The 18,932-nt window shown below is 45.9% G+C and carries 19 protein-coding genes; 5 read left to right on the top strand and 14 right to left on the bottom strand.

Features of this window, described 5'->3' with window-relative positions; all coding sequences use genetic code 11:
* Positions 1–2 precede the first annotated feature (2 nt).
* Together A3773_RS03040 and A3773_RS03035 are read left to right on the top strand one after the other, a co-directional pair.
* Positions 3–1,415, top strand: coding sequence for a DUF4139 domain-containing protein (locus A3773_RS03040; RefSeq protein WP_067982973.1), 1,413 nt, complete (start codon positions 3–5; stop codon positions 1,413–1,415).
* Between the two features lie 3 nt (positions 1,416–1,418).
* Positions 1,419–2,006 carry a tRNA-uridine aminocarboxypropyltransferase gene (locus A3773_RS03035; RefSeq protein WP_075109471.1) on the top strand — a complete coding sequence of 196 codons (588 nt, stop codon included), beginning with the start codon at positions 1,419–1,421 and terminating at the stop codon, positions 2,004–2,006.
* Positions 2,007–2,022: 16 nt separating this feature from the next.
* Here A3773_RS03035 and A3773_RS03030 read toward each other — a convergent pair whose 3' ends face one another.
* Entirely contained in the window at positions 2,023–2,493 is a 471-nt protein-coding gene (locus A3773_RS03030; RefSeq protein ID WP_067982969.1) for a tetratricopeptide repeat protein, read from the bottom strand.
* A 206-nt stretch (positions 2,494–2,699) separates the two neighbouring features.
* On the opposite strand from A3773_RS03030, the gene cysK reads away from it, so the two are divergent.
* Complete coding sequence (cysK, locus tag A3773_RS03025; RefSeq protein WP_067982967.1) at positions 2,700–3,668, top strand: cysteine synthase A; 969 nt, start codon at positions 2,700–2,702, stop codon at positions 3,666–3,668.
* 106 nt (positions 3,669–3,774) lie between these two features.
* Here the strand turns inward: cysK and A3773_RS03020 are convergent, their stop codons facing one another.
* Together A3773_RS03020 and A3773_RS03015 are read right to left on the bottom strand one after the other, a co-directional pair.
* Positions 3,775–3,972: a hypothetical protein gene (locus tag A3773_RS03020; protein WP_067982966.1), complete on the bottom strand. Its 198-nt coding sequence runs from the start codon at positions 3,970–3,972 to the stop codon at positions 3,775–3,777.
* 133 nt (positions 3,973–4,105) lie between these two features.
* Positions 4,106–5,032, bottom strand: a complete 927-nt coding sequence (locus A3773_RS03015; RefSeq protein ID WP_067982963.1) for a Dyp-type peroxidase — start codon at positions 5,030–5,032, stop codon at positions 4,106–4,108.
* Positions 5,033–5,230: 198 nt separating this feature from the next.
* On the opposite strand from A3773_RS03015, the gene A3773_RS03010 reads away from it, so the two are divergent.
* On the top strand, positions 5,231–6,085 hold the full coding sequence (locus A3773_RS03010) for a DUF547 domain-containing protein (protein ID WP_067982962.1): 855 nt from the start codon (positions 5,231–5,233) through the stop codon (positions 6,083–6,085).
* A gap of 248 nt (positions 6,086–6,333) precedes the next feature.
* The gene (locus tag A3773_RS03005) at positions 6,334–8,259 is read left to right on the top strand and encodes a putative bifunctional diguanylate cyclase/phosphodiesterase (protein ID WP_067982960.1); all 1,926 of its coding nucleotides are present in this window, start codon (positions 6,334–6,336) and stop codon (positions 8,257–8,259) included.
* 26 nt (positions 8,260–8,285) lie between these two features.
* Here A3773_RS03005 and A3773_RS03000 read toward each other — a convergent pair whose 3' ends face one another.
* The 11 genes from A3773_RS03000 to A3773_RS02950 all read right to left on the bottom strand — a co-directional run bounded on the left by A3773_RS03000 (position 8,286) and on the right by A3773_RS02950 (position 18,877).
* Positions 8,286–8,741, bottom strand: coding sequence for a DUF1294 domain-containing protein (locus A3773_RS03000; protein ID WP_067982958.1), 456 nt, complete (start codon positions 8,739–8,741; stop codon positions 8,286–8,288).
* A gap of 160 nt (positions 8,742–8,901) precedes the next feature.
* Positions 8,902–9,519 carry a MarC family protein gene (locus A3773_RS02995; protein ID WP_067982955.1) on the bottom strand — a complete coding sequence of 206 codons (618 nt, stop codon included), beginning with the start codon at positions 9,517–9,519 and terminating at the stop codon, positions 8,902–8,904.
* Between the two features lie 229 nt (positions 9,520–9,748).
* Complete coding sequence (lepB, locus tag A3773_RS02990) at positions 9,749–10,450, bottom strand: signal peptidase I (RefSeq protein WP_156473426.1); 702 nt, start codon at positions 10,448–10,450, stop codon at positions 9,749–9,751.
* A gap of 501 nt (positions 10,451–10,951) precedes the next feature.
* Positions 10,952–11,968: an extracellular solute-binding protein gene (locus tag A3773_RS02985; protein ID WP_067982951.1), complete on the bottom strand. Its 1,017-nt coding sequence runs from the start codon at positions 11,966–11,968 to the stop codon at positions 10,952–10,954.
* A 29-nt stretch (positions 11,969–11,997) separates the two neighbouring features.
* Positions 11,998–12,684, bottom strand: coding sequence for a Fe2+-dependent dioxygenase (locus A3773_RS02980; RefSeq protein WP_067982949.1), 687 nt, complete (start codon positions 12,682–12,684; stop codon positions 11,998–12,000).
* A complete protein-coding gene (locus tag A3773_RS02975) occupies positions 12,678–13,790 on the bottom strand; it encodes an alpha-hydroxy acid oxidase (RefSeq protein ID WP_231902131.1) in 1,113 nt (370 codons plus the stop codon). Before A3773_RS02975 ends, A3773_RS02980 begins: the two co-directional genes overlap by 7 nt.
* A gap of 111 nt (positions 13,791–13,901) precedes the next feature.
* The gene (locus A3773_RS02970; protein WP_067982945.1) at positions 13,902–16,244 is read right to left on the bottom strand and encodes a TonB-dependent receptor; all 2,343 of its coding nucleotides are present in this window, start codon (positions 16,242–16,244) and stop codon (positions 13,902–13,904) included.
* 9 nt (positions 16,245–16,253) lie between these two features.
* A complete protein-coding gene (locus A3773_RS02965) occupies positions 16,254–17,123 on the bottom strand; it encodes an energy transducer TonB (RefSeq protein ID WP_067982943.1) in 870 nt (289 codons plus the stop codon).
* Positions 17,120–17,530 (bottom strand): ExbD/TolR family protein, encoded by a 411-nt coding sequence (locus tag A3773_RS02960; RefSeq protein WP_067982941.1) that lies wholly within the window; start codon positions 17,528–17,530, stop codon positions 17,120–17,122. Before A3773_RS02960 ends, A3773_RS02965 begins: the two co-directional genes overlap by 4 nt.
* Positions 17,527–17,922, bottom strand: a complete 396-nt coding sequence (locus tag A3773_RS02955) for an ExbD/TolR family protein (RefSeq protein WP_197462716.1) — start codon at positions 17,920–17,922, stop codon at positions 17,527–17,529. Before A3773_RS02955 ends, A3773_RS02960 begins: the two co-directional genes overlap by 4 nt.
* Entirely contained in the window at positions 17,912–18,877 is a 966-nt protein-coding gene (locus A3773_RS02950; RefSeq protein WP_082800531.1) for a MotA/TolQ/ExbB proton channel family protein, read from the bottom strand. Before A3773_RS02950 ends, A3773_RS02955 begins: the two co-directional genes overlap by 11 nt.
* Positions 18,878–18,932: the final 55 nt, after the last annotated feature.

Below are 18,932 nucleotides of genomic sequence, written 5' to 3'. Positions count from 1 at the left end.
ACATGCACATTAATAAAATCCACCTAGCTCTTTTCCTCGCGGGCTTTACCGTTTTATCCGCGCAGGCCAATACCATACAGATAAGCTCCGAGCAGCGAGAATCTATCGACCTAACCTTGTACAACCAAAACTTAGGTTTGGTGCGTGAAACCCGCAACCTCCCCCCCTTAAAAACAGGACAATCCGTTACCCTTGAAGATGTGAGCAAGCAGCTACAGGTCGAAAGCTTACGTATCGACAATGCAGGTAAGGTACTTGAACAAAACCTCAACACCAATCTACTTAACCAACAAAACCTACTCCAACACTTTGTCGGTAAAGACCTAAAGCTTGCGCGCCTAAACCCGGTTTCCGGTAAAGAGATTATTAGCCAAGTTAAACTACTCAGCATTGATGGCAGCCGCGCATTAATTAAACGCAATAATAGCTTTGAAAGTATTCCCCTTAACAATGGGTGGCGTTTTATTTTCCCAAGTCTGCCAGGTCAACTGTTGGCCAAGCCCAGCCTAAGCTTCCGCTCGGCAGGTACACCTAAACCTCAGTTAGCGGGCATCAGCTACCTAACCGGTGGACTAAGCTGGGGCATGGATTATGTAATGACACTTAACGAAGCCGGTACGCAGGTAACACTAGATGGCTTAGCCAGCCTCACAAACAACACTGGCGCTGACTTTAAAGAGGCACAGATATCACTCGTGGCTGGCGACTTAAATAATCCAGGGGCGCGCCATGCCGCTGCACTACAAGAAGATTTCTCCAATATGGTGATGGCGCGCAGTGCTGCACCTAAAACATTAAGTCGAGAGAGCATTGGTGACTTCCACCTATTTAGCCTGCCACGAAAAGTGGACCTACTCAATGGCCAAGTAAAACAGGTCTCCTTCCTCACCGCCGAAAAAGTACCCGTCAGCCGTAGCTACGATTATGAGTTTTTAGTTTACCCAACACTAGAACGCAACCAGCACCGAGTAAAACCTAACTTAACCCTTAAATTTTTGAATGATCAAAAATCTCACTTAGGGATGCCGCTACCGGCGGGAAAAATCAGAACCTTTAGCCCTGACAGTAAAGGTCAGCTGCAATTTATGGGTGGCAGCAGTATTAATCACACCGGTGAAGGTGATGAGGTCGAGGTCACTCAAGGTAAAGCGTTTGACCTATCCATCCACCGCAAACAGACCCACTTCAGCACAGTCTTTAACGGCTTTAAAGTTGGCCAAGAGCTGCGTATTTCGAACAGCCGCTCCACCCCTGCAGATCTAGTGATGACAGCAAACTTTCCCCTCGTATGGGAGATGGAAAGCAGCAACATCGAGTTCGAAACAGTACTCGGTGGTAGCGCACAATGGAAAATAAAAGTCCCTGCCAAAGGGGAAAAGGTTCTACGCTTCCAAGTGAAAATGGAGAAGCGATAAACCTTGTCTACCGATAACTGCTCAGGTTGCGGCCTTACCTCAAACTGGTGCTGCTGCAGCCTGAGCACCCCTACCCACAGTCACGTGCAGATTGCATTACTCCTACATGAAAACGAACCCGCACGCCCTACGACTACCAGTAAAATCATCTTAAATACGCTTTTAAATACACAAGCTTATCTATGGAAGCGGAATGATCCACCGATGGCGTTAATCCAACAGATTGCCGATAAAAATACTGATACATGGCTGCTATTTCCAGCCGATAGACCCGATCTCAAGTCGCGCCAACAGCCCATCAAACAAGACAGCACACGAAAAACATTGATTATCGTACCGGACGGCACGTGGAAGGAGGTTCGGAAAATTGTCCGCAAAAGCCCGTGGTTAGATCATTTACCTTTACTGGCGTTTGACCCACAAACGCCTAGCAAATACGACCTACGCCGGAATCCGGATGCGGATCATCTATGCACTGCAGAAACCGTCATCGAACTCTTAACACTATGTAACGAGCCTCACCCTGCTGCACAATTAACACGGGCATTTGATGCATTCATTACCCACTACAAACAATCAAAACGTAATTAATGGCCCAACCAACAGGTTATAACGCAGGTTGCTTTGCTCGCCAAACGTCAGCTTTCACCGGGTCTGCTACCTGCCCAAGCTCGCCTTGCGCATAAGTATCAACTAAACGCTTTATCGCCAATTGGTGTCCCTGCTCCGCCGCATTTGTATAAAACCTCAACGCCGTCGCCTCATCCGGTTGAAAATAGTGCTCATACCCATTTTCAAAAATACGCCCCATCTGATACTGCGCTTTATCATCACCCTTTTCAGCCGCCTGCTGTAGATAGATCCCCCCTTGGATTCGGTTTTGTACCCCGTCCCCTTTAAAATGCAGAAGGTGTCCATACACACTTAGCGCTTTTTTGTGTCCGTTATCCGCACAAAAGCGGAAAAGTTTCATAACAAAAGTATGCTTTTTAAGCGATTTTTGCTGCATAGACGAACGAAATAAAGCATAAGCGATTACAAAAACAAATGGTGCTAGCAGCCGCGAAATAAAGCGCATAACCTTCTCCCAATAAAACGTCCAGCAAACAAAAAAGCCATAATATCAACTATCACTAATATTATGGAGAAAAAACTTCATCTAAAAACCACTTGATACAATAAGGCGTTCTACGATAAAACTTCTATTAACAATCATACATAAAAATCAGAGCTTATATTCACTTTAGATATATAAGCGATTACAAAGGATTCTTGGGTAGCTACATGAAAATTTACGAAGATAATTCCCTTACCATTGGTAATACGCCGCTCGTACATCTTAAGCGCCTCGCGCCTGGGCTAAATATTTTCGGTAAAATTGAGTCACGCAACCCTGCGGGTTCCGTAAAATGTCGTATCGGGGCGAACATGATCTGGTCGGCCGAAAAAAGCGGCATTCTAAAAAAAGGAATTACAATGGTAGAGCCCACCAGCGGCAATACCGGTATTGCCTTAGCCTTCGTCGCCGCCTCTCGCGGTTATGACATTATCTTTACAATGCCATCGTCTATGAGCATTGAGCGCCGAAAAATTATGAAAGCACTCGGTGCAACTATTGTTCTAACTGAACCGGCTAAAGGGATGAAGGGCGCTATTGAGAAAGCACAAGAGATCGTAGACGCAAACGCCGATACGCATATTATGCTGCAGCAATTTGAGAACCCTGCCAATCCAGAGATCCACGAAAAAACAACGGGTCCTGAAATCTGGAACGACACAGAGGGTGCGGTGGACGTTGTTGTTGCAGGCGTAGGTACCGGCGGAACCATTACCGGTATCTCCCGTTATATTAAAAACCAGCAAGGTAAAGCAATCACATCCGTTGCGGTAGAGCCGGTTGATTCACCCGTTATTTCGCAGACACTTAATGGCGAAACGGTTAAACCCTCGCCCCATAAAATCCAAGGTATTGGTGCGGGTTTTGTGCCTAAAAATCTAGATTTAGCGCTGATTGATCAAGTTGAGCAAGTCAGCAATGAAGATGCGATTGCAACCGCGAAACTATTAATGGAAAAAGAAGGCATCATGGCAGGTATCTCATGCGGTGCCGCTGTTTGCGCCGCTATGCGTGTCGCAAAACAACCTGAACACGCTAACAAGAATATCGTTGTTATTCTACCTGACTCAGGTGAACGCTACTTATCTTCAGCCCTATTTGAAGGCATGTTCAGCGATAACGAATCGGTTCAATAAACAAATGTTATAGAGCGTCTTAATTGTAACAGGCACAAAAAAGCCGGATGGGTTTATACATCCGGCTTTCTACTATCAGTTTAACGATACCGACTACGATCAATGCCTAATTAAGCAATTTTCGGATATCTGCATGGGAGGGAAACACGTCTAGGTGATCCGCATGCACGTCACGGTTACTGCTTTTAAATACGTTATACCACTTCGCTTTGCGCTGCTTCCCCTGATAGTACCCATCAACCTCATAATTTTCGCCATCTACCGCTAAAATAGCGATAGTGCGTACATGTATATCCGTCTGCATTTTATTCTCTAACCCGTATTGTAATTTTTATACCAACAACCCTAGTACAAATTCTACAAATTGCAAGAAATAGAACAAAAAACAGACAGACATTAGAATAAATGTAGTAAAACTACATTTATTCTAATCCGTTCTATTTGTTAATATTTTCTAGGAAGCTACGTGACGGTGCAAAAAATGCCTGCCCGGTCACCGCTCGCGTATATTTTAACAGATGATCGGTATGGCCCTTGCCATCCCCCTCCACCATGCTTTTCAGCATTAAGGTGAAGTTTTTTGGCGTACGACAATAACTCGCAAACAAAAGCCCGCACGCCTGTGTATCTCCATAGGGCATACTGTGACGAAGAATTTCAATAGCGTTGCCATCACTGTCTTTTAAGGATGTCCTCTTAGTATGAGCCGTAAGCGCCTTATCTGTAGAGGCAAACTCCACATTATCCTCTTTTGTTCTACCGTACGTTTCTTCCTGCTTTTTAACCGGCTGTTTATTCCAAAAATCCATATTATGAATATAGCGCTGAAGATGAATATAAGAACCTCCCGTAAATGCCGGATCTTCATCACCCACAACAGCAACCCCTATGCGGTCATCCCCTTGTGGATTTTCAGTTCCATCGACAAAACCGGTGAAGTCGCGCATATCAAAATATCTAAACCCATCGACCTCCTCAACCACCTGAACCGCATCCCCTAACTCAGAACAGAGTTCCCGTGCCAGCTGGAAGTTAAGATCCTTCCTTTCTGAGCGTATATGAAAAAGTAGATCCACCGGCGTATTAGGTGCAACATTCTCACCATTTTCAAAACTAGGAAACGCGGTTAACTCCGCCGGTACCTCAGCATCGATGATTTGTGACCAGTAACTACTGCCAATCGCCGCCACTAAACACAACTCAGCCTCAGGCTCTAGCTGGTTATACTTTTCCTCAATCGCTGTAACATTGGCTAACACCTGCTTAACACGCTGTTTAGCACCTTCGTTACGTGTTTGATTCAACGTTAAAAAAAGTGCTGAACGATTGGCCTCAGCCACTATCCCCTTTTGATACAACGCCATTACCTCACCTCTTTATCAAAACAACTTCATTTAAGTATAAAACCAATACCACCAAGTCACATTAAAGATCATGGATAAATTCACGCATAACCGCTACCCGCTCGCTAAAGACGAAGAAAACGCCATTAAAAATTTGAATTTTGTCATCAAAATAGGGTCATAGATGCAAATGGACAAGTTTAAGAGAAGAGTTCCCCCATGAGATTAATAAAGATAGCTCTACTATGCCTAGTAGCCCTAACCGCCATGCTCTCCATAAATACGTATGCCGCACCAAAATCAGAACTATGGGAATACTGGTTACAGCACGACCCAAAGAGCAAAACGGTGATTAGCCATAACCCATGGGACCAGTTCCTTTCAACCTACGTAGAAACGAACAACAATAGTAATACCGCCGTAAGGGGCATTAACACTCTCAACTATGCACGTGTGACTACAGCGGACAAGCAGACCTTAAAAAACTATATTGCTACACTCACTGCCCTGCCCATTAGCCACTATAATCGCAATCAACAGCGGGCGTACTGGATAAACCTATACAATGCACTGACCGTTGATGTGGTACTCGACCACTACCCTGTCAAATCGATTATGGATATCAAACTCTCCGGTTTATTCACCCGTGGGCCGTGGCAGGAAAAACTCATTCGCGTAGAACAGCACCCCCTTAGTCTTAACGATATAGAGCACCGCATTCTGCGTCCTATTTGGAACGACCCTAGAACCCATTACGCCGTCAACTGCGCCTCCCTTGGCTGCCCTAACTTAAGCACCCAAGCCTACACAGCAGAGAATATGGAACAGCAACTAGAATACGCAGCAAGTGCTTTTATCAACCACCCTAGAGGGGTTGAGGTTAAAGATGGAAAACTGGTCTTATCGAGCATATACAACTGGTTTAAAGAAGACTTTGGCGACAGTGATATTAATATCATTAAACACTTACAACAGTACGCCAACGAGCCACTCAAGCAAAAACTATCGACCATAGAGCGGATTTTTGATGACCAATATAATTGGAAACTCAACGAAGCCCCCCGTAGCGAATAATTCAATCGTGCCTTGGCTAATCGGCTAAGTAATCAATGCCTCACGCCCACCCACGATTCAACTGTAAAGCGCCCCGTTTACAGGGATTAAACGGGAATTTTAAATTTTCATAATCACCTGCTTAACGTGCGTCTATCCTCGCTTTTTGCCTGCTCTATGCTATAAATAATAGAGCGTTCGTTATAAATCTGAAGACGTACATAAATCGCCCATTATTAGTGCACGCCTAGCCTAGAGCCCAATAATAAATGACTTTAACAAACCGCGGGATCAGAAAGGCACTCCCCTTTTTAACGCTTATTTTCTTTTTGTTTTCTTTACTATTGGTGTGGAGTTTTTTTACGCTGAACCACAGTAATTACTTCCACCAGCTTAATATCCGTCATTTTAAACATACGGCAGAATTAAGCGGCTTAATTTCAGCCCCTATAAAACTATTTCCCACCGAAGAACCACTCAACCTCACGCGTATTCGCCAGGCGATTCTTGATATTCGTACACAACCTATTGAGTGTTTAGAAAAGACCCTCTGGTCTGATCGCTTACTGATGGATCTGATTGGTACCGGCTCCATCATCACCATTTGTGAAAATGACCTTAGGGTTGCGAACGAAACACTCAACGCACTCAGAAGCTATGAAAATGGCACAATCAGCATACAAGCGATTCAAGCTCAATTAGTATCCGCACAGTCTAAGTTTCAATACAACTCCATCAAGTTTGAACACCCTGTAGAAAAAACGATTAACGTTATAGCAAGCCTGACGATCGGGTTAATCATATTATCGTCCATCATCGTTTTATTATTGACCATATTAATATCTCGCGCAGTATCAACCGTACTTACCAATAAAGAAGCGGCCATGAAAGCCCTCGCTCTAAGTGAGGAACGCAACAAACAACTGGCCTACAACGACAGTTTGACCGGTTTACCTAATCGAAACTCCCTAGAGCGTACAATTAATAATGCCATCGCCAAGTCCGCCCGCCGCAACTCACAGTTTGCAGTCATGTTTATCGACCTTGACCAATTTAAAGATATCAACGACACCTTAGGTCACACCGTGGGGGATACATTATTGGTAGAGATGGCTAAACGTATCGCTCATGCCGTACGGGAGACCGATTCAGTTGTCCGTTTTGGTGGAGATGAATTTGTTGCCGTCACAGACTGCTTTGAAGAGATTGAAATCATCGATGCCATTGCCCACAGAATTATCAATACTATCAGCGAGCCAGTCCAATTAACCAAGATCGAGTCCTACATTACTGCCAGCATTGGTATTGCCTGTTACCCTCAAAATGGGGTCAATAGCACCGCACTGCTAAAGCATGCAGATACAGCGATGTACCAAGCGAAAAATGCAGGTAAAAACCGGTACCAGCCCTACGATAAACTCTCCGCGACAAAACAAAACCGTAAACTGGACATCGTCAATCAACTACACCACGCCATTGATAATAATGAGTTTAGCCTCGCCTACCAACCTGTCGTTAAACTCGCAGACGGCAGCATCGTAAGCAGCGAAGCACTATTGCGCTGGACGACGAAAAAGGGTGAAACCATTGGTCCCGATGAATTTATTCCCATTGCCGAAAATTCTGGGCAAATTATTGATATAGGTAACTGGGTACTTCAGCAGGCGTGTCAACAATGCAAAATATGGCACGATGCCGGTGCTACTCACCACGCAATGGCTATTAATGTTTCATCCCACCAGTTAAAAGACCCACAGTTTTCCAAGCGCCTATCCGATATTCTCACCCGCTTATCTTTACCCGCCGCATTGATCCACATTGAAATTACCGAGAACAGCATTATTACCGAAGACAAAAAGAGTGTAGCGACACTGCACGAACTGTCCGAACTCGGCACGCGACTGCTCCTTGATGACTTTGGTACAGGCTACTCCTGTTTAAGCTACCTCAAGGATCTACCTTTTGATGTATTAAAAATCGACAAAAGCTTTATGCCCGCCAACAACACGATTGCATCAACGATAATCGCTATGGGCCACGAGTTAAATATGGAAATTATTGCCGAAGGGATCGAAACAGAGATGTGTTATAAATTTCTAAAAAACCTAAAATGCCAGTATGGCCAAGGTTACTTATTCCAGAAGCCCGTACCTGCCAGTGAGTTTGATACGTTCAAGCGGTTCAACTTTGACTAGCACGTCGGTGCAAACGGGCAGACACATTACGGAACAACATGAAACCGAGTTAACTGCAACAACACGGTGAGCACCTGACCACCGCCGAACAGACCACCCGCAAAAGACTCTAGCGTATAAACCGACGTATGTAATTTCTGTGATCCAGCAGGCGTATGCAGCCAAAGCACAAAACCTATATTGATCAAAAACGTCAGATAAAACACCAGCCTAAAACGCGTCTTCTTGGTTTTATGACGCAACCGCTGTTGTGCAACCATTGCACCGGGCCAACCACCTAAGAGCGCCGACAGGTGTAATGTATTTTCGGGTACCCGCCACATGCCATTGATGGCCGCTTTTTTATCTTTTGCATAAAGGTAATAAGCGATCAAGCTTGCCAACAGATAGAGCAAACCCAGTAGTGCCGGCGTATAGCCAAACCAATATGAGGACACTAAACCGATAAACAACAGCAACGTAGAGCAATAAAATTGCTTCATTATCTTCTCTTTAGGCAGAATCCATAGGGAGGGATCTGCGTTAAAATGGCGTACACAGGCGGATATCGCTAGCCTATCCACTTACGCTGAACACACAGCCGCTAAGTTTTTGTTAGCTCATGTGTTTGTTAGCTCATGTGTTTGTTAGCTCATGTGTTTGTTAGCTCATTGTGCTGACGAAAGCGGCAACCCCAGAGATGAACATTTGCGTCCCAATCACCGCCAGAATCAACCCCATCAACCGTGTCACTATACTTAAACCGCTTTGACCTATCACGGCCAAAATTTTGGCACTAAAAATAAAACAGATAAACGTGATAAGGCATAAAACGGCAAAGACAGATACCGTGATAAGTATGCCTGCCACCCCACCAGACGCAGAATAGTTCATAGCCGTTGCGATGGTACCTGGGCCCGCAAGCAAAGGAACAGCTAAGGGAGATACCGCTAAATCAGTTTCATCATCCCCCTCGGCAGAGTGCAGTTTGGAGCCATAGCCACTCAACATATGGTAGCCCACAATAAACACCAAAATACCGCCCGTTATTCTTAATGCATCAATAGTGATGCCGAATAAGTGGAAAATAGCCTTTCCCAGTAACGAAAAAGATAAGATCACAAAAAAAGTAATAATAAGCGCTTTTGCCGCAATTTTTACCTGTTCTGCTTTGCTTTTGTCACCGACTAACGCAGCAAAAGCAGCCGTGTTAGCCAGCGGGTTCATAATGGCAAAAAAACCAAGAAAAACGCTAATCAGTTGCGCATACAAATCACTCATCTATTAACTCTACCTTATTCGCTTATAGCGATTACTGGCCACCCTCAGGCAGCTCTAACGATGCTTCAATTGCGATCACGCACAACTGAGGTACCTAAGTTTTTCTTAGTCATGCAATTTAAGGCAAGTACAATAAAGCGCGTCCTGAGCGATAAACTGCAACCTTCGGCCTCTACGCGTTAGCTAAGATGATCTCCATACACGCCCCAATTGACGCTTTATCGGGCGATTATTTAAGAACATAGATCACCTCCCCAATAATGCTATCACTGGCGACATCGCCCCAAAATCGACTATCGGCTGAATTATCTCGGTTATCGCCCATAAAGAAGTAGCTGTTCTCAGGCACGACTCTCTCTCCCATATCGTTCGAAGGGAACCCTTTTAACCGCTGTATTAAATAGATAGAGCCATCTTGCATCTCCTCATAAACCGTTAACTGATCCGTTTCATATAACAGTTTAGAGGCTAATATAGAGCCGTTCACACGGATATTATTCCCTTGAATAGCGATACGATCCCCCGGAAGCGCCATTAATCGCTTAACAAAAGGCACATCTTTATGGGGAGGATAAAATGCATATAATTTACCACGCTGCATTAACTCGGGTGAGGCTATATCCTGCCTTGTTAAATGAACCCCGTAGGTTCCATAGGTTCGGTAGCCTAGCTTTTTAACAATGAGGTGGTTACCTTGTTGCAGGGTAGGTTGCATTGACGTAGAAGGAAACGCGAATGGCTCGTACAAAAATGAGCGAAATAGAATAACGCTAATAACAACGGCCATATAAACAGCGAGAACACCCCACCCTTTAGAGTACCAACCACGCGCACTAGACGGCTCAAAATGCTTAACTAAAAAATAGGCATGCAGCGGGCAGAGCAATGAAAAGGCAGCGACAAAGAAAGTCTGATACTTCCAATCAATCATAGAAATAACGCAGGTCCCCAGGAAATAAAACCCGAACAACCGCGGTCTATTTAAGTATAAAAATGTAAACGCTTGCAGGACGCCCCCTAAGAGAATGGCGATCCATGCTTTCGGTTTCCAGTTGGTATTCAAACTATCTCCTTCGCTTCTAAATAGCCTGCGGTTTCGCGCACGTTTACACTGACACGCTTATTAAATGTTTACCCGATAACCGTGGGAGGACACGGTCGATCGCAAATAAATTTCCAACAATTCATCGTTTATGTCTAATTTTGATGAGGCTCATAACAGCTAAAGATATAATAAGAGTTAAAGATAACAACGCAGGGGGTTGAATAGCATTAGCTGTCCTTAGCAGGGTCTTTTATTCCATAAGGAAACATATAGAACGATCGACCTATCTTTACATAAAGGGCGACCGGAGAAAATATGCTAGCGCTAAAACGAATAAAAGCCCATAACGGGCTTTTATTCAGTATAGAAGGGCTCGCCTACAACATTTTATTGGTAGCCTGCGTCCTTCATTAGTTGTTGTGCATTGCTTAGGTGCTGGCCTATTGCCGATAGGTTGGTGTTATCCACAGTGAATTTTCCTAACCTTGCGACTTCCCGTGCGGGGTAAACATCAGGGTTAGCGGGGTATTCCATACTGAGTTTGGCATAGGTCACTTGTGGCTCTTTAGTGGTTAGCCACTCTAAAAAGTCGATCGCTTGGGTTTTATTCGGCGCATTAGCAATGACCGCCGCGCCTGTGATATTGACATGGGTGCCCATACCCTTTTGATCGGCCCAAAACAGGGTTAGCTTCGTCTTCGGTACCTGTCTTTTAAACCGTATAAAGTAATAAGAATTCACAATACCCACATCACAACGACCTTGGTTAATCGCCTCAAGCACCTGCATATCTTCGGCAAAGGGAGCCACCGCTAAATTATCAACCCAGCCACGTATCACCTGTGCTGTTTTTTCACCCCCTTCATGCTTAGCTAGCATCGCAACAAACGCTTGGGTATAGGCGGATTGGGCGGTTAATAGGCAGAGCTTACCTTTCCATTTAGGCGCAGCTAAGTCGCTGTAACTACTCAGCTCGCTAGCCTTAACCGTCGCGGGGTTGTACACAATCGTGCGCGCTCTGCTGGCAAAGCCAAACCAGTCCCGTTTTGGTGATGTAAGATGGGCGGGTACATTTTCCGATAACGTGCTTGATTCAAGGGGGGCTAATAAGCCTTTTTCAGACGCCATCCAGAAGGACTCCGCACCCGCAGCAATCATAAGGTCTGCGGGTTTAACATTCCCATCCGTGTTTTTTGTTTCGCTTTCGATTCGTGAAATCAGGGTCGATGCTGGTGCCACAAGGTAATTCACCGCAACACCGGTTTCCAGTGCATACGCATTAAACAGGGGTTTGATATAACTGGCATTACGGGATGAATAGACCATAAGTTCCGCAGCCAGTGTCGATGTTGAAAGCAAAGACAGCGTTAAAAGGGATGAGATAAAGTTGTATCGAATACGCATCGTAAAAGAACCTACAAAAGAATAAAAAGTTAAGCGGGTGTAGCCCACTGGCGCAGGAGGTTGTGATAAACCCCGCTGAGATTTACAACCTCGTTATGGGTTTGACCGAGTTCAGACGTGAGTTTTTGTATCGACTGGTCTAAGTCAAACAGCATTTCCCGTTGCTGGCTATCGCGAATTAAGCTCTGAATCCAAAAAAAAGAGGCGACCCTTGCCCCACTTTTTACGGGTGCAACTTGATGCAAACTGGTGGACGGATAAAGCACCATATCACCCGCCGCAAGTTTGACCGTTTGGGGGCCATATTGTGTTTCAATGGTTAGCTCACCCCCGTCATACTCATCGGGTTCAGCCAAAAACAGGGTGGCCGATAGGTCTGTTCGCATACTTTGTTGAGTATTAGGGATCTGCATCAACGCCGCATCAACGTGGGCACCATAGGTTTCGTTTTCGCTATAACGATTAAATTTAGGCGGGTAGATCTTATCGGGCAGCGCTGCCGAAATAAATATAGGGTGCTGAGAGAGTGCACGAACAATATGATTACCCAAACTGATCGCCGGTTCTTGGTTATCATCTAACTGCTGATTCTGCTTTACATGACGCGCAATACTGCCCGCAGTCTGGCTACCTGCTTGCCAATCGGCCTTATCTAAATGCTCTCTGATCTGTTGTACTTCACCCTTAGATAACACTTCAGGAATGCTAATTAACATGACCTTGTCTCCTGCTTAGGGGTTAATAACACCCTGTTCATGTCAGCCGTTTTTATATCGTCTAGGCTGCTGCAACCGGCAACCGCCATCGTAAGTTCGAGTTCTTCACGCAATAACTTAAGCATATGCGCAACGCCCAAGGCACCGGCGACACTTAAGGCATACACTTGCAAACGCCCAATAAGCACCGCATCTGCCCCTAAGGCGATCGCTTTAAAAATATCACCACCAGAGCGAATACCGCTATCCAAAAGAAGCGGAAAGTCGTCACCCACTGCTGCACGAATAGAGGGCAACATGGCCAGACTGGCAGGTACGCCATCCAGTGTTCGTCCCCCATGGTTAGAGACAATAACCCCAGCCGCACCTAGCGCTTTAAGCTCAAGCGCATCATCTTGATGCAACACACCTTTGATTAAGACAGGTACAGGGCTTTGCTCGATTAACCACGCTAGCTGCTCACGCGTGGGGACGTTTTGCATATAACGTTTGAAGATATGCCGTGGATTAATCGGGTCCGCCGTTGAAGGGCCCTGAGCCACTAAATTAGCGGCCTGAACATCATCTGGAAATGAAAAATTGGCGCTTAACGCACGCCGACTCGGCTGTTGAACAGCCGCATCGAGTGTGACAACAATCGCGCGATAGCCGACAGCAACCGCCCGATTAAGCAGATTTTTGGTATCGTTAAAATCAGGTTGAAAGTAAAGTTGAAACCACCGTTCAGGCCCTGCATGTTCTGCAATATCCTCCAATGTTTTTGAGGATAAGGTACTGGCTACCATGCAACTGTCTGTAGATCTGGCGGCATATGCGGTTGCTATCTCACCGTCAGGGTGAACTAAGGTTTGGTAAGCAACGGGCGCTAATAAGATGGGGTGTTGAAGTTGCTGACCTAAAAGATCTGTCGTCGTAGATCCCTGCTCCACATTACGTAGCACCCGAGGCACAACAGAGAGGTCAGAAAATGACGTGCGGTTATGACGCAGTGTAGCATCATGGCCACTCCCACCCGCTATATAGGCAAAGCGATCCGGCGCAATAAAGTCCGGGGCCAGTAATTCATAGTCCTGAGCACACATGATGTCAGGTGGAATATAATTCAATGTTTTTAAAATCTTAATAGACTCATACATAAGTTCGTTGTTTTAACCAAAATGCAGGGCTACTTAGGTAGCCCTGCCAAAGGAAATATCCGAAGGGGGGGGATACTAACTTTAGAAGTTATATTCCATGGTTAGCTGAACATTCCTTTTGTCACCAATATAAGTGAATGCACCTGAACGATAGGCAGCAAGGTAGTAATCTTCATCCAGAAGGTTGCCTACATTTAATCTAAGTAGCATATCGCGGTTTACTTTGTAGGACGCAAACGCATCTAACACAGTATATTCAGGTACACCCATTCCTTCATTCGCTGCGGTATCCGGCTGACCGGTGTAACGAACGCTTTCATAGGTTGCTGTACCACCGAACGCAAAGGCTGGCGTTGCTTGATAACGAAGGTGTAAAGAGGCAGATTTATCCGCAAAGTTAGCTAACGTTTTACCCACATTGTCTTCGATGATGGATTCTTTAACTTTAGCATTCATCAATGCGACACCGGCCTGAACACTTAGCTTACTAGTCAGGTTACCCGAAACACCTAGCTCGATACCTTCTACTTCATTTTTACCGGTATTTAATGAGCCAACAGTGCTATATGAATCACCATTAGAGGACTCCATAACATCACTTTTAGTGATACGGAAAAGTGCTGCCGTCGCTAGCAATTTATCATCATTAAAACGCCATTTTGTACCGAGTTCCCAGCTGTCTGTTTTTTCTGGGTTACCCAACACAGGGTTAGCGCCTTCGGCACAGATACCGCCATAACCACAGCTGGTACCTACATCCGATTCACCACCGTTTAGGTTAGTCGCCGTTGAGAAGCTCGCATAGACATTCGCTTTAGGGTTAATTTTATAACTTGCCCCAACATGACCATTCCAGAAACCATCTTCGTTGATAAAATCCGTCAACTCACGGCCCGTACCTGGGTCATAATTAGCTGTGGTTTTGTAGTCATAGTAGTCATAACGTAAACCACCAAACACAGTCCACTTATCCGTTAGATCCACTGTATCCATCATGGAAAGGGAGATGGTTTTTATATTCCAATCGGAATCCCAATCACCTTTACTGATATCTCGTTGCATAAGCGAATTAACATTAGAAACACTATTGCCGCTGGCATCACTAATACAATAAGCCTCGCCCGGCCCGCCTCGACCTGAGGCAAAACAGTTTGCAGCGCCGGCAGAGGTTCTATCATAAACCCCGTTTAGTACTTGCTGATCGGTATACTCTAGGCCAAAGACAAACTCATGGTTTAAACCAGCTAACTCGCGATCCATTAACAGGTTAAATTGGTTAGCGAAGTACTCAACTTCTTGCCAACCTTGGTGAGTACTTAACGTCGCCGAGCTGTATCCATTTGTGTCGTTCGTTGCATCAAGCAAAGTAGGGTAAGCGGTCGTACCACGCGCGCCGGTTGTTACATAACCGTTATCGGTTGTGCCATAACGGGTTAAGTTAACAATGCGGGTATCTGGGTTAACTTCATAACCTATACGCAGTGTCGCGGTATCCACTTCGGAATCAAGAAAATCTTCATCTTGTAGGTAAACAGGAATACCGGCAACAGGTTTACCGTCACCTGAGGTATTAAGGTAGGTACCTAGGTCCGGTTTATCATCACCTTCAAAGTGGTAGTAATCCGCGGTAATTTCTAAATCATCACTCGGTTGGTGGGTGATAGAGAACGCCGCACCTTTACGCTGACGGTCCGCTGGCGCACGATCGGGCACATCTTCTTGTGCGTGCAAAATGTTAGCTCGGATCGCCGTGTCATAGTTGATCACTTTGTTAGTATCTAAAGAGACACGGTGATGGCTATCGGTACCTATGCCTGCTGATAGTTTAGTGAAATCATACTCAGAGCTTGCGCGTTTAGTCGCCGAGTTAACCGCACCACCGGTTGTACCACGTCCAGCAAAGCTAGAACTTGGTCCTTTACTGATCTCGACCTGTTCCGTCGCAAAGCTTTCACGGATCGTCATACCTGGATCACGCATACCATCAACAAACACATCACTGCGCGCTTCGTGACCACGAATCACATAACGGTCACCAAAGGCGTTACCGTTTTCGCCGGTACCTACGGTAATACCCGGCTGTCCATCTAGAATTTCACGTAGATCGGTACGGCCTGAATCGGATAACTCAGCTGAAGTTAGTACAGTGATCGTTTGCGGTGTTTCCGCAAGCGGACGCGTACGACGCGGATCAGAGAGACGTTCCGCTAAATAAGGCGAACCCGGAACCGCATAAGGGTTAGTGTCCGGCGTAACGGACTCTTCAACTGTCAGCTTATCCAGAGAGATTGACTCTTCCGCAGTGGCAACGCCAGCCATCAGCGTACCTGAAATAGCCAGTGCTAGAGTACCTGGGGCAAAAGCACCCTTTCTGCCAACCTGTCGTGCGACGCTAGAGGGCTTATGTTTAGTGGCTTGAGACATATTCGTTCCTTAAAATAATTTACGTGTTGGGTTCAATGAGAATTCAATCGGCAGTGTCAAATCTAATGGGCCCTCACCTAACTCAGCAGGGATGGACGGAAATGGACTTGCTCTTAGAAGCATCGCTGTTGCCTCTTCATCCAAACGAGAATCACCTGAACTTGTGACGATTCTCGAGCTTTTTACCCGACCATTTTTCTGAATTACAAAATTGACAACGACCGTACCGGTTGCTCCATCTTTTCGTGCACTACGCGGGTAACGTTTAACCCGAGCAATACGTACCAAGACTTTGCTTAAATAGCTCTGTCTTGCGGCGGGGTTACCGCCTGTTTCTACGCGCGTCCCAACACCGGTTGCTTTAGTGGCAACCGGCGTTGATGTTGCACTGTTATCTGCCTCTTCTGCCTTAAGGTCCTTAACGGATTCACTTTGGGGCTGAGGCGTTTTTGTTGTCGTGGTGCTCTTCTCTGGCTGTTTTTTCAGTTTTTTCTTTGGCTCTTTTTTCGGCTTAGGTTTTGGTTTAGGCGTGGGTATAGGTTCAGGCTCGATAGTGTCTTCCTGTACCGTTTCAACCAGCTCCTCCGGTTCCGTTTCAACAACGGGTTCCGGCTCAACCCTTTCCTCTTGTTCTTGGTCCTTTTCGACCTCAGCTTTATCGGTATTTTTGGCTTCAGCCACGCTGCTCTCGACAATTTCATCACGCACTTCAGCAGTCTCAGTAAAGCTGCCCGCAATACCGACACTGACCAACAAACCATCCTGTCCTTCAGCAATTGCGCCTTCACTCTCCTCCCCCAGAACCCAAGGGGTAATTAATGCGATATGGAGAAACACTGCGACAATCAGGCAGAGTAATACCTGTTTTTTAGCCATCATAATCTCTGCTCAGTCGCTATCTGCAGCCGCTTAATGTTCAGTTGGCGTATGGCGCTTAGCACAGGGTCCAACGCAGAAAAAGGCAAGTTACGATCGATGTGACATGTCACTACAGATTCCGCTGAAGGCGCTAACGCTTGCAGCGACGCCAGTAATGACTTCTCTATCTTCTGGCCGTTTAGGTAATATTCACCATTCACCAAGATCTGAATCTCTATATCTCGCGCAACCAGCTCACCTTCGCTACTTGAAGCGGGGATCTGCAAATCTGCATTTCTTGCTTCGATATGGCCGGCGATCATGAAGAAGATCAGCAATAAAAAAACGATGTTAATGGCAGGAACCATACTGTCGTCGAGTTGACGTTTAGGGCGGCTCGGCTTTTGAGTATGCGTAAAAATCATCATTCAACAGACTCGCTTAAATTCAGCTGGGTAATACCGGCCTGATAACCCATGTCGATTAACTCAACAACACTTTGGACACTGACACTCGCCCTAGCAGACAAGCGAACATGGCTGTCATTTTCAGCAATCGTGTTAAGCAACTGAGCAAACGATTGCTCTCCAACACGGTATTGAGCACCATCAACCTCAACAACACCCTCTGGCTGCAACACAATCTGCACGGCCTCCCCTTCAGACTGCGACACACCGGAGGTGGCATGCTTTATTTCGAGCTGTTTTTTCTGGTTGAAGGTGGATGACAACATGAAAAACAGCAATAAAATAAAGACCACATCGATCAATGGGGTGATGCTTATCGTTTTCTTTCGAGGGGCGATGTTATTAAGCAACACAACCAGCATCCGCTCTTTTATCGCTAGGCACCGCCACTAAGGGGTTAAAATAAAAGGTAAATACTTGAGTGACCGCATCATCTAACAACCAAGCTGAACGCTCAGCTTTACGCTCAAGCCAGCTATGGATTGCGGCAACAGGGATCGCCACAGCCAAGCCCGCAGCCGTTGTCAGTAACGCTTGCCAAATACCGCCGGACAGCACCGCTGGATCCACTTGACTACCTGCCGCCTCCATCTGTTGGAAAGCCACGATCATGCCTAATACGGTGCCCATCAAACCCAGTAACGGGCTTAAATTAGCGATCAATTCCAGCGGACGAAGCAGCGCCGTGAGTTGATGTACATAACCTTGCGCACGTCGTGTTAGCTCTTCTTTTAGCATGTGAGGGTCTTTACCCTCATTCAAGCCACACATGGCATAGCGAACAATACTTGGAACCGGGCGAGCACTCTCAAGCGCACTCAAGGCGAACGCGGCGTTCCCAGCTTTCCAGTGTTCCAAACTTTTATTCACAAGGTCAGTTTTTTCAGGTCGCAACACTGCAAACTGCCACAGCTTTAATAGGGTAATCGTGACCGAAACAACCGACAAAACGATGAGAATCCAAACAACAGGTCCACCCACGTCTAACATCTGTATGACTGAATCCAGTTGATCAAGTCCAGTATCTGGTAGCAGCGTATTAGTCGCCGGTTGCAGATCAAGGGCTGATGCTGAATCAAGGGGGGCAACTGATCCACCATCTGCAACATCCAATGAAGGGACCGTGTTCGCCGTCCCGTCCTCAAGCACCTCTGCAGAAGATGCGTCCAGTGCGGAAACCCTATCGCCTGACTCTTGCGCTATTTCAGAATAAACCGCTGCATCAGCGGCGCTTGGAACCGCTTCTACAGCAGCCCCATCAGCATCTGTACCAAGGTTTTCTATGCTTGAATTTGTGCTTGAGTTCATTTAAATACCACTTACAGTACAAACAATAATAATTATCATTTATAATCGCATTAAG

The organism is Neptuniibacter pectenicola (genome assembly GCF_001597735.1).
Classification (GTDB): domain Bacteria; phylum Pseudomonadota; class Gammaproteobacteria; order Pseudomonadales; family Balneatricaceae; genus Neptuniibacter; species Neptuniibacter pectenicola.
This window is presented reverse-complemented; position numbering and strand designations above follow the sequence as displayed.

Coding starts and splice junctions, on each gene's coding strand:
- A3773_RS02970 (WP_067982945.1), bottom strand. CDS start 16,244: ATGTCTCAAGCCACTAAACATAAGCCCTCTAGCGTCGCACGACAGGTT.
- A3773_RS02995 (WP_067982955.1), bottom strand. CDS start 9,519: ATGAGTGATTTGTATGCGCAACTGATTAGCGTTTTTCTTGGTTTTTTT.
- A3773_RS02950 (WP_082800531.1), bottom strand. CDS start 18,877: ATGAACTCAAGCACAAATTCAAGCATAGAAAACCTTGGTACAGATGCT.
- A3773_RS03010 (WP_067982962.1), top strand. CDS start 5,231: ATGAGATTAATAAAGATAGCTCTACTATGCCTAGTAGCCCTAACCGCC.
- A3773_RS03020 (WP_067982966.1), bottom strand. CDS start 3,972: ATGCAGACGGATATACATGTACGCACTATCGCTATTTTAGCGGTAGAT.
- A3773_RS03040 (WP_067982973.1), top strand. CDS start 3: ATGCACATTAATAAAATCCACCTAGCTCTTTTCCTCGCGGGCTTTACC.
- A3773_RS03000 (WP_067982958.1), bottom strand. CDS start 8,741: ATGAAGCAATTTTATTGCTCTACGTTGCTGTTGTTTATCGGTTTAGTG.
- A3773_RS03030 (WP_067982969.1), bottom strand. CDS start 2,493: ATGCGCTTTATTTCGCGGCTGCTAGCACCATTTGTTTTTGTAATCGCT.
- A3773_RS03015 (WP_067982963.1), bottom strand. CDS start 5,032: ATGGCGTTGTATCAAAAGGGGATAGTGGCTGAGGCCAATCGTTCAGCA.
- A3773_RS02960 (WP_067982941.1), bottom strand. CDS start 17,530: ATGATGATTTTTACGCATACTCAAAAGCCGAGCCGCCCTAAACGTCAA.
- lepB (WP_156473426.1), bottom strand. CDS start 10,450: ATGATTGATTGGAAGTATCAGACTTTCTTTGTCGCTGCCTTTTCATTG.
- A3773_RS02965 (WP_067982943.1), bottom strand. CDS start 17,123: ATGATGGCTAAAAAACAGGTATTACTCTGCCTGATTGTCGCAGTGTTT.
- A3773_RS02985 (WP_067982951.1), bottom strand. CDS start 11,968: ATGCGTATTCGATACAACTTTATCTCATCCCTTTTAACGCTGTCTTTG.
- A3773_RS03005 (WP_067982960.1), top strand. CDS start 6,334: ATGACTTTAACAAACCGCGGGATCAGAAAGGCACTCCCCTTTTTAACG.
- A3773_RS02980 (WP_067982949.1), bottom strand. CDS start 12,684: ATGTTAATTAGCATTCCTGAAGTGTTATCTAAGGGTGAAGTACAACAG.
- cysK (WP_067982967.1), top strand. CDS start 2,700: ATGAAAATTTACGAAGATAATTCCCTTACCATTGGTAATACGCCGCTC.